Origin of the sequence: Pseudomonas orientalis (genome assembly GCF_002934065.1) — a bacterium.
Lineage (GTDB): Bacteria > Pseudomonadota > Gammaproteobacteria > Pseudomonadales > Pseudomonadaceae > Aquipseudomonas > Aquipseudomonas orientalis_A.
Genome location: NZ_CP018049.1, coordinates 4,081,157 through 4,097,871, shown reverse-complemented (window position 1 = coordinate 4,097,871; position 16,715 = coordinate 4,081,157). Strand labels below are relative to the sequence as shown.

Below are 16,715 nucleotides of genomic sequence, written 5' to 3'. Positions count from 1 at the left end.
CCAATATCAGGCGTGTGCAGTATCAGCTGCTGCCAACATCGGATTTGTGCCCGACCAGGCTGTCCACCGACGGCACCCGGGTATCGCTCTCCATTTGCGTCTCATGTTCGATCTGATGGCTGAAGCGGTCGAGAGAGCCTTGTGCCGGTTGCGCGTCGCTGGCAAATACCGGTGGGCTGAGTATATAGGCGCCAAGCAGCCGACTCAGCGCCGCCAGGCTGTCGATATGGGTGCGCTCGTAACCGTGGGTGGCATCGCAGCCGAACGCCAGCAGGGCGGTACGAATGTCATGCCCGGCAGTGACCGCCGAGTGCGCATCGCTGAAGTAGTAGCGGAACAGATCGCGGCGCACCGGCAGGTCGTTGTCCGCCGCCAGGCGCAGCAGGTGCCGTGACAGGTGATAGTCGTACGGTCCTCCGGAATCCTGCATCGCCACGCTCACCGCGTGCTCGCTGGAGTGCTGGCCCGGAGCGACCGGGGCGATGTCGATGCCGACGAATTCACTCACATCCCAGGGCAGGGCGGCGGCGGCACCGCTGCCGGTTTCCTCGGTGATGGTGAACAGCGGGTGGCAGTCGATGAGCAACGGTTCGCCGCTGTCGATGATGGCCTTGAGCGCAGCGAGCAGGGCCGCGACGCCGGCCTTGTCGTCCAGGTGACGTGCGCTGATGTGGCCGCTTTCGGTGAACTCCGGCAGTGGGTCGAATGCCACGTAGTCACCGACGCTGATCCCCAGGGAATCGCAATCGGCACGGGTCGCGCAGTAGGCGTCCAGGCGCAGTTCCACGTGGTCCCAGCTCACCGGCATTTCATCCACGGCGGTGTTGAACGCGTGCCCGGAGGCCATCAGTGGCAGCACGCTGCCGCGGATCACGCCGTTGTCGGTGAACAGGCTGACACGGCTGCCTTCGGCAAAGCGGCTTGACCAGCAGCCGACCGGCGCCAGTGTCAGGCGACCGTTGTCCTTGATGGCGCGCACGGCGGCGCCGATGGTGTCCAGGTGCGCGGAGACGGCGCGGTCAGGGCTGTTTTTCTGGCCCTTGAGGGTCGCGCGAATTGTACCGCGCCGGGTCATTTCAAACGGGATACCAAGCTCTTCCAGGCGTTCGGCGACGTAGCGCACGATGGTGTCGGTAAAGCCGGTGGGGCTGGGAATGGCGAGCATTTCCAGCAGGACTTTTTGCAGGTAGGCGAGATCGGGTTCGGGAATGGTTCGAGTCATGGAAACTCCTGATGAGTTGAGGGCATCGATGGTTTCGATGATGGGGTTGAGAGATTCGTTGACTGTGCCGGCCTCATCGGGGGCAAGCCCCCTCCCACCCTTGATGTGTGAACACAGGCAAATGTGGGAGGGGGCTTGCCCCCGATAGCGGTTTCACATTCCTCAGGGGGCCGGCTGACTGTGTGGGAACAATAAATCCACAAACTTCTCAGCGGTAGGTTGCGGTTCATGATTGGCCAGCCCGGCGCGCTCATTGGCTTCAATGAAGACGTACTCGGGCTGGTCGGCAGCGGGCACCATCAGGTCCAGGCCGACCATGGGGATATCCAGGGCGCGGGCTGCGCGCACGGCGGCATCCAACAGGGTCGGATGCAAAATAGCGGTGACATCTTCCAGGCACCCACCGGTGTGCAGGTTGGCGGTGCGGCGCACGGCCAGTTGCACGCCACGGGGCAGCACGCTGTCGTAGCTGTAGCCGGCGGCCTTGAGGGTGCGCTCGGTTTCCGCGTCCAGGGGAATCTTGCTCTCGCCATCGGTGGCGGCCTGACGCCGCCGGCTCTGTGCTTCGATCAATGCACGAATCGAATGCTGACCGTCACCGATCACTTCGGCCGGGCGGCGAATCGCAGCGGCGACCACCTCGAAGCCAATCACCAGAATGCGCAGGTCAAGGCCCTCGTGGAAGCTTTCGAGCAGTACCCGGCTGTCGAACTGGCGCGCCGCTTCGATGGCTTGCTGCATCTCCTCGAACGTTTGCAGATCCACCGCCACGCCCTGGCCCTGCTCGCCATCGAGCGGCTTGACCACGATGCGTTGGTGCTCATCGAGAAACTCGAGGTTGTCGTCGGCACTGCCCGCCAATTGCTGCGCAGGCAACTTCAAGCCGGCGGCCTTGAGCACCTTGTGGGTCAGGCTCTTGTCCTGGCACAGGGTCATGCTGATGGCGCTGGTCAGGTCGCTCAGCGACTCGCGGCAGCGCATGCGGCGCCCGCCGTGGCTGAGGGTGAACAGGCCGGCGGCGGCATCGTCTACGTGCACATCGATGCCACGTCGATGGGCTTCTTCGACGATGATCCGTGCATAGGGATTGAACCCGGCCTGCGGTCCGGGGCCAAGAAACAGTGGCTGGTTGATGCCGTTCTTGTGCTTGATGGCGAACGTGGTCAATGCACGGAAGCCCAGCTTGGCATACAGGCTCTTGGCCTGGCGGTTATCGTGCAGCACCGACAGGTCCAGGTAGCTCAAGCCACGGCTCATGAAATGTTCCACCAAGTGGCGCACCAGCACTTCGCCCACGCCGGGGCGGGTGCAGTGCGGGTCCACCGCCAGGCACCACAAGCTGCAACCGTTTTCCGGGTCGCGGAATGCTTTCTGATGGTTCAGGCCCATGACGCTGCCGATGACCGCGCCGCTGTCCTCATCTTCGGCCAGCCAGTACACCGGGCCGCCCTGATGGCGCGGCGTCAGGCGTTCGGCGTCGACCGGCAGCATGCCACGGCCCTGATACAACAGGTTCACCGCGTGCCAGTCGGCCTCGCTCTGCACCCGTCGGATACGAAAGCCGCGAAACACACGGGTGGCCGGGCGGTAATCACTGAACCACAGGCGCAGGGTGTCTGAAGGGTCGAGGAACAACTGCTGCGGATCGATGCCGAGGATCTGCTGCGGCGCGGCCACATACAGCGCGATGTCGCGCTCGCCGGGTTGTTCGTTGAGCAGTTCCTGGGCGAGGCTGGCCGGGTCGGGGAAGGTGTGCCCGATCAACAGACGCCCCCAACCGCAATGCACGGCAATCGGTTCGGGGCCTTGCGCACTGCCGTCTTCGGCCAGCCGGGCCTGGAGGCGCTCGTAGGTCGGCGCCTGGCCCTTGAGCAAGCGTTGGCTGTACGCCGCGGCGTTAGGTTTCATCGATCAGATTCCTTGTTCGCTGAGCCACAGGTTCAGCGCCGCCAGTTGCCACAGCTTGGAGCCGCGCAACGGGGTCAGTTGGCCTTGTGGGTCCGTCAGCAGGCGGTCGAGCATGGCGGGGTTGAACAGGCCACGGTCCTGGCTAGGGTCCAGCAGCAGCTCGCGCACCCAGTTCAGGGTGTCGCCTTGCAAATGCTTGAGGCCTGGCACCGGGAAGTAGCCTTTCTTGCGGTCGATCACTTCGCTGGGGATCACCCGACGCGCGGCCTCCTTGAGCACTTGCTTGCCGCCGTCGGGCAACTTGAACTTGCCCGGCACACGGGCCGACAGTTCCACCAGGCGGTAATCGAGGAACGGCGTGCGCGCTTCCAGGCCCCAGGCCATGGTCATGTTGTCGACGCGCTTGACCGGGTCGTCCACCAGCATCACCGTGCTGTCCAGGCGCAGGGCCTTGTCGACGGCGGCATCAGCCCCCGGCATCGCGAAGTGTTCGCGCACGAAGTCCCCGGCGGCGTCGTTGGCGGTCAGCCATTTCGGCGCGACGGTGGCGGCGTAGTCGTCGTAGCTACGGTCGAAAAAGGCATCGCGATAAGCCGCATACGGGTCGCTGGCGCCGTCCACCTGCGGGTACCAGTGGTAACCGGCGAACAGCTCATCGGCGCCCTGACCGCTCTGCACCACCTTGCAATGCTTGGCCACTTCCCGCGACAGCAGGTAGAAGGCGATGCAGTCATGACTGACCATCGGCTCGCTCATGGCGCGGAACGCGGCCGGCAGTTGCTCGATGATCTCGCTTTCGGCGATGCGCAACTGGTGGTGACGGGTGCCATAGTGCTTGGCGATCAGGTCGGAGTACTGGAACTCGTTGCCAGCCTCGCCGCCCGCGTCTTCAAAACCGATGGAGAAGGTCGACAGGTCTTGCACGCCGACTTCACGCAGCAGGCCGACGAGCATGCTCGAGTCGACGCCGCCGGAGAGCAGCACGCCGACATCCACGGCCGCGCGCTGGCGGATCGCGACGGCTTCGCGGGTGCTGTCGAGCACGCGATCGGTCCAGTCTTCCAGGGTCAGGTGTTTTTCATCCTCATGGGGGCCGTAGGGCAGGGTCCACCAGGTGTGCTGTTCGGTCTTGCCGTTGGCATCGATGCGCATCCAGCTCGCCGGCGGCAGTTTTTCAATGCCTGCCAGCAGGGTGCGCGGTGCAGGCACCACGGCATGGAAGTTGAGGTAGTGATTGAGTGCCACCGGGTCGAGGATCGGGTTGATATCGCCGCCCTTGAGCAGCGCCGGCAAGGCCGAGGCAAAGCGCAGGCGCTGGCCGGTGCGCGACAGGTACAAAGGCTTCACACCGAGACGGTCACGGGCGATGAACAGACGCTGGGCATCGCGCTCCCAGATGGCGAACGCGAACATGCCGTTGAGCTTGGGCAGAAGCGCTTCGCCCCAGGCGTGATAGCCCTTGAGCAGCACTTCGGTGTCACCGCCGGAATAGAAGGCGTAGCCGAGGGCTTCCAGCTCTTGGCGCAGTTCCGGGAAGTTGTAGATCGCGCCATTGAAGGCCAGGGACAGCCCCAGTTGGGCGTCGACCATCGGTTGGGCGGAGCCGTCCGACAGGTCCATGATTTTCAGGCGGCGATGACCGAGGGCAATCGGCCCCTGGGCGTGAAAGCCCCAGGCGTCGGGGCCACGGGGGGCGAGGTGATGCGTGATGCGTTCCACGGCTGCCAGGTCGGCAGGTTGATGATCAAAGCGTAACTCGCCAGCTAGTCCACACATAAGTTCCTTACCGGTTTTTCCGTTGGGGAGGGGTCAATACTCAATACGCCTTAAAGGGCGCGTACCCAGAAACTGACCCAGCGCTATGCGTGGAGTTTTAGATCAATAAGTTATAAAGCAAACTGCCATGAGGTCATCCGGCCTGCACTTTAGAGGCCTGTGATTGGCCGCGAACCAGGGCGCGCAGGGCAAATCGATTGGGATGACAGGCCTCGGCCACCGCGCTCGGCAAGGGCAGTGGTTCGTCACAGAGCCAGGCTGCCAGCAGTTCGCCGCACAGTGGCGCGGTGACCAGGCCGCGTGAGCCGTGCCCGCTGTTGATGTACAGGCCCGGCAGCCACGGGCAGGGTAGGTCTGGCACTTGCCGGGCGTCTTTGCCCAGTGCGGCGTACACCTGTGCAAAAGCCTCAAGATCAGCCAACGGGCCGACGATCGGCAGGTAGTCGGGGCTGGTGCAACGAAAGGCCGCGCGGCCCTGCAAGTGTTCCGGTGCCATCGCGTCAGCGTCCAGGCGTTGCAACAGGTCCTCGGAGATTTCACGCAGCATTTCCAGGTTGCCGGCATGTTCGGCGCTGGTGGGGGTTAGGTCCTGGTTATTGAAATCAAAACTGGCGCCCAGGGTATGCTCGCCCAGGCGGGCCGGTGCGACATAACCTTCAGCGCAGACCACGGTGGCCAGCGCCCGGCTTGCCGGCGTCTGCGCCAGGCAGGTGATTTGCCCGCGGATGCGCTTGAGCGGCAAGTCGGCGCTGGGTGCGAAGCGCTTGATCTCGGCAGCGCCGGCGAGCACGACCACGCTGGCACTGGCCAGTAGCCGATCACCGTCGCGCGCGCACCATTGGTCATCCACTCGGTCGAGCTCAAGCACCTCGCGGTGGGTGAGCACGTTAATCAAGGGGTGCGTTGCCTGCCACTGGCAGAGCGACGGTGGATGTACCCAGCCGCCTTCGGGGAAAAACAGACCGCCCTGGGCCACGTCGATCCCGGCGCATTGCCGGGCCTGATCGCGATCGACCAAGTGCAACAGTGCTGGGGGAAAGGCTGCCGCCAGTTGGGCCTGGCGCTCGCCTTCCCTGGCGTCGAACGCCAGTTGCAACACGCCGCAGTCGTCCCAGTCGACGCCACGGTGCAGCTGTTCGAGCAGGCGTCGGGTATGCCCGAAGCCGCTGAGTATCAGTTGGGACAGTGCCGTTCCGTGCGCTGAGAGCTTCAGGTACAGCACGCCCTGGGGATTGCCCGAGGCCTCTGCGGCCAGGCCGGCATGCCGTTCCAGCAAGCTCACCCGCCAACCCCGCGCCGCCAGGCTGGCTGCGGTGGCACAACCGGCCAGGCCGCCGCCGATGACCAGGGCGTGGCGGTCACCGGTGACCGGCGCCGGCCGTGCGAACCAGGGCTTGGCGCGGGCGGGCGCCGGACGGGCCTCGGGCCACCCCAGGAACTCCCCGCGCAGGATCTCCCACTTGTGGCCAATGCCGGGCGTGCGTTTCATCTTGAACCCGGCGGCATTGATCAGCCGGCGTACCCAGCCGGTGCTGGTGAAGGTGCTGATGGTCGAGCCCGGTGCGGCCAGGCGCGCCAGTTCGGCGAACAGCTCGGCGGTCCACATGTCCGGGTTTTTCGCCGGGGCAAAGCCGTCGAGAAACCACGCATCTATTTGCGCGTCCAGTTGCGGCAACTGCTCCAGGGCGTCGCCGATCAACAGGGTCAGGGTGACGCGACCGGCGTCCAGCACCAGGCGCTGAAAGCCCTGATGGATGGCGATGTACTGGGCCAGCAATTGTTCGGCGTAAGGTTGCAGCTCGGGCCAGAGGGCGAGGGCGCGTTGCAGGTCGGCATGGCTGAGCGGGTATTTTTCCACGCTGACAAAATGCAGGCGTGCCCCGGCCACCGCCTGTTGGTCGAATAACTGCCAGGCACACAGGAAATTCAAGCCCGTACCGAATCCGGTTTCGCCGATCACCAGGCGCCCGTCGGCCGGCAAGGCCGCAAAACGCGCCTGCAGGCGGTTCTGTTCAAGGAATACATAACGGGTTTCTTCCAGGCCCGACTGGTCGGAGAAGTACACGTCATCGAACACCCGCGAGTGCGGGCGGCCTTGGTCGTCCCAGTCGAGCTGGGCGTGGGTGATCGGGGTCATGGGGGGCTCGTATAGATAACGGCAGGTAACGACAAGGCGGCCATTCTAGCCGATCAACCGGTATTGAATTGATCCACGGCAAGCGGCGGTTGAATTTCCTCCCGCGTGTCGTTGCCCAATCCGCTAGTCTTGAGCCATCTTGAAACGGAGCTGCCCATGTTCGAATCCGCCGAAATCGGTCACGCCATCGACAAAGACACCTATGACGCCGAAGTGCCGGCCCTGCGTGAGGCCTTGCTGGAAGTGCAGTACGAGCTGCAACAGCAGAAGCGCTTTCCGGTGATCATTCTGATCAACGGCATCGAAGGCGCGGGCAAGGGCGAAACCGTCAAGCTGCTCAACGAATGGATGGACCCGCGCCTGATCGAAGTGCGCACCTTCGACCAACAGACCGACGAAGAACTGGCCCGCCCGCCGGCCTGGCGCTACTGGCGGCAGTTGCCCGCCAAAGGCCGCATGGGCATTTTCTTCGGCAACTGGTACAGCCAGATGCTGCAGGGCCGGGTGCATGGGCAGATCAAGGACGCGCGGCTGGACCAGGCCATCGCCGGTGCCGAGCGCCTGGAAAAGATGCTGTGCGACGAAGGCGCGCTGATCTTCAAATTCTGGTTTCACCTGTCCAAGAAGCAGATGAAGGCCCGGCTCAAGGCCCTGGCCGATGACCCGCTGCACCGCTGGCGCATCAGCCCGCTGGACTGGCAGCAGTCCAAGACCTACGACAAGTTCGTGCATTTCGGTGAACGCGTGCTGCGCCGCACCAGCCGCGACTACGCACCGTGGCATGTGATCGAGGGGGTCGACCCGCATTACCGTGGGCTGACCGTGGGCAAGATCCTGCTCGAAGGCCTGCAAAGCGCGTTGAAGCAGGCCAGGGTCAAGGCCAGTGGCATGAACCCGGCACCGCTGCCGTCGTCGGTGGACCAGATGAGCCTGCTCAACAGCCTCGACATGAGCCTGCGCCTGGACAAGGACGATTACGAAGAACAGCTGATTACCGAACAGGCGCGCTTTTCCGGCCTGATGCGTGACAAACGCATGCGCAGGCACGCGCTGGTCACCGTCTTTGAAGGCAACGACGCGGCGGGCAAGGGCGGAGCGATCCGCCGTGTGGCGGCCGCGCTGGACCCGCGCCAGTACCACATCGTGCCGATTGCCGCGCCCAGTGAAGACGAACGCGCCCAGCCGTACCTGTGGCGGTTCTGGCAGAAGATCCCGGCGCGGGGCATGTTCACCGTGTTCGATCGCTCCTGGTACGGCCGCGTGCTGGTGGAGCGCATCGAAGACTTCTGCACCCCGGCGGACTGGATGCGCGCCTATGGCGAGATCAATGATTTCGAAGAGCAACTGCGCGATGCCGGTGTGATCGTGGTCAAGTTCTGGCTGGCCATCGACAAGGACACCCAGCTGGAACGCTTCAAGGCCCGCGAGGAGATTCCGTTCAAGCGCTTCAAGATTACCGAGGATGACTGGCGCAACCGCGACAAGTGGGACGACTACCGCGCGGCGGTAGGCGACATGGTTGATCGCACCAGCACCGAGGTGGCGCCTTGGACGCTGGTGGAAGCCAACGACAAGCGCTGGGCGCGGGTCAAGGTATTGCGCACCATCAACCGGGCGCTGGAAGACGCCTTCGAGAAGACCGACAAGCACGACAAGAAGAAAAAGAAATAGCCTGAGCCTGACTCGGTGCAACTGTGGGAAGGGGGCTTGCCCCTCCCACATTTGATTGTCTGCAGGTCAGATAGACCTCATACGGCTTCCATGCTTTCGCATCCATGCAGTGAATGATCATCGCGGGCAGCCAGGCCCGCCTCTATCCTCGACCCACAACCACAAGATCGAGGTAGCCCCATGCGTGAAGTAGTGATCGTCGACAGCGTGCGAACCGGCCTGGCCAAATCCTTTCGCGGCAAGTTCAACCAGACCCGGCCCGATGACATGGCGGCCCATTGCGTCAATGCGCTGCTGGCCCGCAATGGCATCGACCCGGCCCAGGTCGAAGATTGCATCGTCGGCGCCGGCTCCAACGAAGGGGCTCAGGGCTACAACATCGGACGTAATGTGGCGGTGCTGTCGCAACTGGGCACCGGTACGGCAGGTATGACCCTCAATCGTTTCTGTTCGTCGGGCTTGCAGGCGATTGCCATCGCGGCCAACCAGATTGCCTCGGGTTGCAGCGACATCATTGTCGCCGGCGGCGTGGAATCCATCAGCCTGACCATGAAGAGCGTCAACACCGATCACTTGATCAACCCGCTGCTCAAAGAGCAGGTGCCGGGCCTCTACTTTCCCATGGGCCAGACCGCCGAAATCGTCGCGCGTCGCTACAACGTCAGCCGCGAAGACCAGGACCTGTACGCGCTGCAAAGCCAGCAGCGCACGGCCCAGGCCCAGGCGGATGGGCTGTTTGACGATGAAATCGTGCCGATGACGGTCAAGTACACCGTCGAAGACAAGCACACCGGTCAAGTGCAAGTGCTCGATGGGGTGGTGGACCGCGACGACTGCAATCGCCCCGACACCACCCTGGCCAGCCTCAGTGGCTTGAAGCCGGTGTTTGCCGAAGACGGTTCGGTGACGGCGGGTAATTCGTCGCAGTTGTCTGACGGTGCGTCGATGACCTTGGTGATGAGCCTGGAAAAAGCCTTGGCATTGGGGCTCAAGCCCAAGGCGTTCTTTCGCGGTTTCACCGTGGCCGGTTGCGAGCCGGACGAAATGGGCATCGGCCCGGTGTTCTCAGTGCCCAAGTTACTCAAGGCCAAAGGCCTGCAGGTGGCGGATATCGACCTGTGGGAGCTCAATGAGGCGTTCGCCTCGCAGTGCCTGTATGCACGTAACCGCCTGCACATCGATAATGCCAAGTACAACGTCAACGGCGGCTCGATCTCCATCGGCCATCCTTTCGGCATGACGGGCTCGCGGCAGGTGGGGCACCTGGTACGTGAGCTGCAGCGGCGGGAATTACGCTACGGCATCGTCACCATGTGTGTGGGGGGCGGGATGGGGGCGACCGGACTGTTTGAAGCCGTGCGCTATTGATGGTGGTTGCAGCGCGCTATTGAAGGGGAGCTTTGCTCCCCTTTTCTGTATCTGCCATTCAGGCATGTTCCTTGTTTTTTTGCCAAATAGTTAGTTGCAAAGCTTGCATAAGGATTGTTGTTTTAAAGGGCGTGTAGTCATATTCTTACGGACCCGTCTGGCGCTAAAAAATTCGCATTTAAACTTTATGTAGTCCTACTCCTTCAGTCATTTTAAAAGTTTTGGCAAATTGCCATAAATTTCCTGCAAGCCTTGATATACAAAGGCTACGTCATTAAGAGAAACGGCCGGCTTACTTGCTCAAGTGTAGAAGTGGACACTTGCCCGGCGTTGAGCGTACTTCTGAAGCGCAATACAAAAAGTTGGAAAAGCGCGTCAGAAGGTCCCCTCGACGCATGGGTCATACCGCTCGTTTAATCAGCCCTGCGCCTCTCGGTCGCAGGGCTCCTTAATGACACTCGTTAAGTGGGAATCTGTAGATGAATACCAAAATGAAAACTGTGCTGTTGTCTGTCGCTCTGCTGGCGGGTTCGATGTCGATGGCACACGCGGCGGATGGAACGGTGACGTTCATAGGATCGGTCCACTCAGGAGCCTGCTCTATCAAGCCTGACTCCGTCGACCAAACCGTTCGCCTGGGCGCGATCGCCAAGCACCAGTTGCAGGCGGGTGGCAAATCGGAAGCCCGACGCGTGCTGATCGAACTGGAAGGTTGCGACCTGGCCGGCCTCACTGACAACACGGTCACCACGACCTTCACCGGCGCGCCCTCCACGGTCGTGCCCGGTGCTATCGGTACGGTCGGCGGTGCGGGCAACTTGGGCATCATGATGACCCATGGCGGTGACCTGGTTAAGTTGGGGGTGCCTACCGCCCCGCAAATCATCAGCACGGGTGATAACACGCTGGAATTTGGCGCCTATGTACAAGGCGCCGCCACTGGGGACATCGTTCCCGGCGACTTCAGCGCGGTCACCAATTTCACCTTGGCTTATCAGTAAGTGTTGCCCCCGCCACTCCGCGTGGCGGGGGACGCTGACGGGAGATCCAGGTGAAAACATTCCTACGTCTGGCTATTGCCTCTTCATTGACGACGTTCATCAGCCCTTGTGTGGTCGCCCAGGCGTCTGCGCAAGGCGAGGGCGTCGTGTTGCTGGGAGGCCGAGTGGTTGATTCCGCCTGCGGGCTGGAACTGGCCAGTATCGATCAAACCATCGAAATGCCACCCGAACCGGTGGGACGGCTGCTGCGCAACACGCGGGGCGAAGATCATCCCTTTCAGTTGCGTCTGGTCAATTGCTCATTGACCCGCCCGGACCCGTTGCGCCCAGGTGTGAACCTGCCGGATTGGGAACACATGCGTGTGACGTTCGAGGGCCCCACCGACAGGGCAGGGCTCTCCTTTGCTGTGTCTGGCGACTCACAGGGGGTGGCTCTGCACATCGTCGACGCCGCCGGCCAGGAAAGTCTGCCGGGGCAACGCATGGCCCCGGTCCCGCTGGCCGAAGGTGACATGACCCTCAACTACCGGTTTTTCCTGGTTGGCAACGGCTTGCCCTTGGTGGTCGGGGCTCACAGTGCCGCGGTGCGGTTCAAGTTGGAATACTTTTGAACAGTGATGGACAGGCTTGCATGTTGAATACGTCGAAGATCAAAAATACGCTGCGTCCCGGGCTGTTCGGCGGGTTGATGTCACTGGCAGGCACTGCAATGGGCGCCGGGGATATCGAGTTCAATACCGACGTTCTCGACCTGAGCGATCGCGCCAATATTGACCTGTCTCAATTTGCGCGCAGCGGATTCATTCTGCCGGGTACTTACTCGATGGCTGTGCACCTCAATGCCCAGCCTATTGCTGAGCAATCGGTAGCGTTCTATCCCCCCGATAACGACCCCAAGGGCAGCCAGGCCTGTTTGTCGAGCAGCCTGGTTGAGCAACTGGGCCTGAAAGTGTCCGAAGCCGGCCAACTGCAGTGGTGGAAGGACGGCGAGTGCCTGGATATAACTGGCTTGCCCGGCATGGAGGTCAGTGGTGATTTGGCCACCTCCACCCTGAGCATCAACGTGCCCCAGGCCTACCTTGAATACAACGCTATCAATTGGGACCCGCCTTCCCGATGGGATGAGGGGGTGCCGGGACTGTTGGTGGACTACAGCCTGACGGCGCAGTCCAATTACCAGCGCAACGACGGCCAGCGCAGAAACCTCAGTGGTAATGGCACCGTCGGGGCCAATGCCGGTGCCTGGCGCCTCCGGGCGGATTGGCAGGGTCGCGTGGAGAGCGGTCGGCAGGAGGCGGCCGGCCCGCAAAAGCTGGAGTGGAGCCGCTACTACGCGTATCGCGCCATTCCGGCGTTGCAGGCGCGCCTGGTGGTGGGTGAGAGCTACCTGTATTCGGACCTGTTCGACAGCTTTCGCTTTACCGGCGCCGCGCTCAACTCGGATCAAAGCCAGCTGCCGCCCAACTTGCGCGGTTACGCGCCGGAGGTGGTCGGCGTGGCCAAGACCAATGCCAAAGTGATCATCAGCCAGCAGGGGCGCGTACTTTACGAAACCCTGGTTGCGGCGGGCCCCTTTCGTATCCAGGACCTCAATGATGCGGTGACCGGCAAGCTGGATGTGCGGGTGGAAGAGCAGGACGGTTCGGTGCACACCTTCCAGCTCAATACGGCCGGCGTGCCCTACCTGACCCGCCCTGGTCAAGTCCGCTACAAACTGGCGAGCGGGCGACCGTCGAATCTTCAGAACGGCTCCGATGGCGCGTTCTTCGGTACCGGGGAGTTTTCCTGGGGCGTGAGCAATGGCTGGTCGTTGTTCGGTGGCGGTATCACCGATAACAACTATCGGGCGTTGTCCGTGGGCGCCGGGCGGGACTTGCTGGCGTTCGGCGCCGTCTCGCTGGATGTCACGCAGTCGCGTGCCAACGTATGGAACGAGACGCTCTCGGGTAAATCCTACCGTCTTCAATACTCGAAGAACTTCGAAGAGTACGACAGCCAGGTGACCTTCGCCGGCTACCGCTTTTCCGAGAAGAACTTCCTGAGCATGAGCGAATACCTGGATGCCCGGCATTACGGGTTGAACGGCGAACTCGGCGGGCGTGGCGATTATCGCGACCCCATCGAGAGATGGAAGCCTATCGGTGGCAGCAAGGCGCTGTATACGGTGACGGTCAACAAGCAGTTTCGTGACCTGGGCGCCACCGTCTACGCCAGTTACAACAAGCAGACCTACTGGGATCGGCCGGACACGCATCGCTGGAACCTGTCGCTGTCGCGCTACTTCAACGTGGGCACCGTCAAGAACATGAGCCTGTCGCTGAACATGTACCGCACCCAGGAATATAACTATAAGGATAACGGCATGGCGCTGACGGTCAGCCTGCCGCTGGGGCGTACCGGCACACTCTCGCTGGATGCCAATCGAGCCGCCGGCAAGAACAGCTTTGCCTCGCGCTACAGTGATCGCCTCGATGAACGTAACAGCTACCAGCTCAGTGCCAGCGACACCTCCGCCAGCGGTTACCTGAGCCATATGGGCGACAACGTCGACATCGACGTGAGCGCCGGCAGGCAACAGGGCGGTTCCGGCAGCCTCGGTATCTCCGCACGCGGCGGCGCGACGCTCACGGCCCACGGTGCGGCACTCCATCGAACCACCAGCACCGGCGGCACCCGTCTGATGGTCGATACCGCCGGAGTGCCCGATGTGCCGGTGCGCGGTTATGGCGCGCCAACCCGCAGCAATGCTTTCGGCAAGGCCGTGATCTCGGATATCAGCAGTTATCAGCGCACTGCCGCCAGTGTTGACTTGGAGCGTTTGCCGAGCAATGTCGAAGCCACTCAATCAGTCACACAATTGACGCTCACCGAAGGCGCCATCGGTTATCGCTCGCTGGATGTGATTGCCGGTGAAAAGGCCATGGCGGTACTGCGCCTGGCGGATGGCAGCTCGCCGCCTTTCGGCGCCACGGTGCAGAACCTCAAGCAACAGGACACCGGCATTGTGAATGATGGCGGCGAGGTCTACCTGAGCGGCATCCAGGCCGGCGAGCAGATGACCGTCAGTTGGGGCGGCGACGCACGATGCCTGCTCACGCTCCCTGCCACGTTACCTGTCGACGGTTTGACCGACGCCCTGCAATTGCGCTGCCAGCCGGTAGCGGCCGACCCATCCCTGCCCGAGCCCGCCGGGCTGTCCGGCACGCCTATTGATATGGAGAACACCGCCTCATGATGCCCAATACACGTCGTCTATTTCCCACCCTCGCGCTGTTGGCCCTGGCCTTGAGCCAGAGCGCCAACGCTGCGGTGGGCCTGGACCGTACCCGCGTGATTTTCGACGGCGGCAAAGAAGCCACCAGTGTGAACATCACCAACAACAATACCCAGTTGCCTTATCTGGCCCAGGGCTGGATCGAGGATGAAACCGGTAAAAAAATCACCTCGCCGTTGATCGTGCTCCCGCCGGTACAACGCCTGGAGCCGGGCAAACAAAGCCAGGTGAAGGTCCAGGCGTTGCCGGCGGCCAAGTTGCTGCCGCAGGATCGGGAGACGGTCTACTACTTCAACCTGAGAGAGATTCCGCCGCGCAGCGACAAGGCCAACACCCTGCAGATCGCGCTGCAGACCCGCATCAAGTTGTTCTACCGCCCGCAAGCCATCGAGCCGAGCCAGCAGGATTTGTCCAACCCGTGGCAACAAAAACTGACCCTGACCCGTGAAGGCGATCAATACCGGGTGAATAACCCTACGCCCTATTACGTGACGCTGGTGGATGCGCGCAACAGCAAGGACGGCAAAACCGTGCAGGGCTTTGTGCCACTGATGGTGCCACCCAAGAGCGCCTTGCCCTTGGGGGCCATGGCCAAGGCACTCGGTACAAGCCCCTATCTGGCCTATGTGAACGATTACGGTGGCCGCCCGCTCCTGGCCTTCACCTGCACCGGCGACACTTGCACAGTGAGCCCGCAGGCCTCGTCGGCGAATGAGTGAGGGGGCTGGAGAACGTCATGACGTCGCAAAAAATGAAGGTGTTGGGCGGCCTGTTATGGGTCCTGGCGATAAGTGGGCAGGCCGCGGATGAGGACGATATCGAGGGCATGAGCGGCATGCTCAATGTGCTCGGCTCCATGCATGAGTCGCCTTGCAGCCTGGAAATGACGTCCCTGCACCAGACCGTCGATCTGGACGTGGTGTCGACCAGCCAGCTGCAACGGCCCGGTGACCAGGCCACGCCCAAGGCGTTTCAACTGCGCTTCACCGATTGCCTGCGCACCGCCGGCCGTATACGCAACGAGCGCACCGGCAACCTGACCTGGAGCGCTTACCAACCAGTGCTGTCGGTCACGTTCGAGGCGCCGGCCGATGCCGATGATTCACGGCTGGTCAAAGTGCAGGGCATCACCGGCATGGGCCTGCAGTTGACCGATGCCCTCGGCCGCGATGTGCAGTTGGGCTCAAGGGGCCAGCCGCTGTTTTTGCCCGTGGGCCGCAATACCCAGACCTGGAATGTACGGCCCACGCGCACCGCTGCGCCGTTGACCAGCGGGCCATTCAGGGCCGTGGTGGATTTCAGGCTCACTTATGAGTAGGGGGGCAACGATGGCTAAATCAATCGGCATGATTGCCGGCGGCGTATGGCTGGCGTTCAGCCAGGGGCTGCAGGCCGACACCAGTTTGACCATTCGTGCGGTGATCATTGCGCCCCCGCCGTGCGTCATCAACGGTGGCAGCACGCTCGACGTGCCGTTCGGCAACGACCTGCTGACGTCACGGGTCGATGGGGTCAATTACCGTCGCGGGGTGCCGTATACCGTCACCTGCAATTCGCCTTTCAGCAATGCGTTGAGCCTGGAGCTCAAGGGCACGGCGGCGTCGTTTGACAACCGCGCGCTCGCCACACGCAAGGCGGACCTTGGCGTCAGGCTGTTTGTGAATGGCGCCGACTGGCCGCTGAATACGGCGGTGAATTTCACCTATCCCAACTTCCCTGTAGTGCAGGCGGTGCCGGTCAAACGCGCGGGCAGCACGCTGACCGGCGGGGCCTTCGATGCTGCCGCGACGCTAGTGGTCGACTACCAATGATGCTGACCGCTGATAAGACAGCTGCTGATAAAACGGCTACTGAAAAAAAAGAGGAACGACCCATGACAGCTTGGCAACCGCGAGCCTTGCTCGCCCTGTGTGCCATCGGCCTGTGCAGTGGCGCGTCGGCCAACTTGACCTTCAGCGGAACGCTGAACGAACCGCCTCCCTGCACGATCGATGCGGGCAACACCATCGAGATCGACTTTGGCGATGTCGGGGTAAAGCGCGTCGATGGGGTGAGGTATCGCAGAGGGGTCGGCTACGCGATCAACTGCGGCACCGACACCCTGCCGTGGGCATTGAAATTGAGCGTCAACGGCACCCCCACGGCGTTTGACGGTTCAGCGGTGCAGACCAGCGTGCCTGCGCTGGGCATCCGGGTTTTTCAGAACAACCTGCCGTTTGCACTCAATACACCCCTGGACATCACCCTGTCGTCACCGCCGACTTTGGAGGTAGTGCCTGTGCAACAACCGGGTGCAACGCTGCCTCCCGCCAGGTTTACGGCGGTGGCCACGTTGTTGGCCGAATACCAGTAGGAGCT

13 protein-coding genes are annotated in these 16,715 nt (G+C 62.4%); 9 read left to right on the top strand and 4 right to left on the bottom strand.

All coding sequences use genetic code 11. From position 1 onward, the window contains the following. Positions 1-22: 22 nt before the first annotated feature. The 4 genes from BOP93_RS18300 to mnmC all read right to left on the bottom strand — a co-directional run bounded on the left by BOP93_RS18300 (position 23) and on the right by mnmC (position 7,043). Entirely contained in the window at positions 23-1,222 is a 1,200-nt protein-coding gene (locus tag BOP93_RS18300; protein ID WP_104503992.1) for an osmoprotectant NAGGN system M42 family peptidase, read from the bottom strand. A 162-nt stretch (positions 1,223-1,384) separates the two neighbouring features. Then, positions 1,385-3,130, bottom strand: coding sequence for an N-acetylglutaminylglutamine synthetase (ngg, locus tag BOP93_RS18295; protein ID WP_104503990.1), 1,746 nt, complete (start codon positions 3,128-3,130; stop codon positions 1,385-1,387). Positions 3,131-3,133: 3 nt separating this feature from the next. Continuing rightward, positions 3,134-4,906, bottom strand: a complete 1,773-nt coding sequence (locus tag BOP93_RS18290; protein ID WP_104503987.1) for an N-acetylglutaminylglutamine amidotransferase — start codon at positions 4,904-4,906, stop codon at positions 3,134-3,136. A gap of 133 nt (positions 4,907-5,039) precedes the next feature. Beyond that, complete coding sequence (mnmC, locus tag BOP93_RS18285) at positions 5,040-7,043, bottom strand: bifunctional tRNA (5-methylaminomethyl-2-thiouridine)(34)-methyltransferase MnmD/FAD-dependent 5-carboxymethylaminomethyl-2-thiouridine(34) oxidoreductase MnmC (protein ID WP_104503985.1); 2,004 nt, start codon at positions 7,041-7,043, stop codon at positions 5,040-5,042. Between the two features lie 156 nt (positions 7,044-7,199). On the opposite strand from mnmC, the gene pap reads away from it, so the two are divergent. The 9 genes from pap to BOP93_RS18240 all read left to right on the top strand — a co-directional run bounded on the left by pap (position 7,200) and on the right by BOP93_RS18240 (position 16,710). Beyond that, a complete protein-coding gene (gene pap, locus BOP93_RS18280; protein ID WP_104503983.1) occupies positions 7,200-8,714 on the top strand; it encodes a polyphosphate:AMP phosphotransferase in 1,515 nt (504 codons plus the stop codon). A gap of 180 nt (positions 8,715-8,894) precedes the next feature. Further along, complete coding sequence (locus tag BOP93_RS18275) at positions 8,895-10,082, top strand: thiolase family protein (protein WP_104503981.1); 1,188 nt, start codon at positions 8,895-8,897, stop codon at positions 10,080-10,082. Between the two features lie 491 nt (positions 10,083-10,573). Next, positions 10,574-11,083, top strand: a complete 510-nt coding sequence (locus BOP93_RS18270; protein WP_104505321.1) for a fimbrial protein — start codon at positions 10,574-10,576, stop codon at positions 11,081-11,083. A gap of 50 nt (positions 11,084-11,133) precedes the next feature. Next, on the top strand, positions 11,134-11,694 hold the full coding sequence (locus tag BOP93_RS18265) for a fimbrial protein (RefSeq protein ID WP_104503979.1): 561 nt from the start codon (positions 11,134-11,136) through the stop codon (positions 11,692-11,694). A gap of 20 nt (positions 11,695-11,714) precedes the next feature. After that, positions 11,715-14,318, top strand: a complete 2,604-nt coding sequence (locus BOP93_RS18260; RefSeq protein ID WP_157943527.1) for an outer membrane usher protein — start codon at positions 11,715-11,717, stop codon at positions 14,316-14,318. After that, positions 14,315-15,076 carry a fimbria/pilus periplasmic chaperone gene (locus tag BOP93_RS18255; RefSeq protein ID WP_104503977.1) on the top strand — a complete coding sequence of 254 codons (762 nt, stop codon included), beginning with the start codon at positions 14,315-14,317 and terminating at the stop codon, positions 15,074-15,076. The genes BOP93_RS18260 and BOP93_RS18255 overlap by 4 nt, the downstream gene beginning before the upstream one ends. 17 nt (positions 15,077-15,093) lie before the next feature. Further along, positions 15,094-15,675, top strand: coding sequence for a fimbrial protein (locus BOP93_RS18250; protein WP_104503975.1), 582 nt, complete (start codon positions 15,094-15,096; stop codon positions 15,673-15,675). Positions 15,676-15,685: 10 nt separating this feature from the next. After that, positions 15,686-16,168 (top strand): fimbrial protein, encoded by a 483-nt coding sequence (locus BOP93_RS18245; RefSeq protein WP_104503973.1) that lies wholly within the window; start codon positions 15,686-15,688, stop codon positions 16,166-16,168. Between the two features lie 62 nt (positions 16,169-16,230). After that, positions 16,231-16,710, top strand: coding sequence for a fimbrial protein (locus BOP93_RS18240; protein WP_104503971.1), 480 nt, complete (start codon positions 16,231-16,233; stop codon positions 16,708-16,710). Positions 16,711-16,715: the final 5 nt, after the last annotated feature.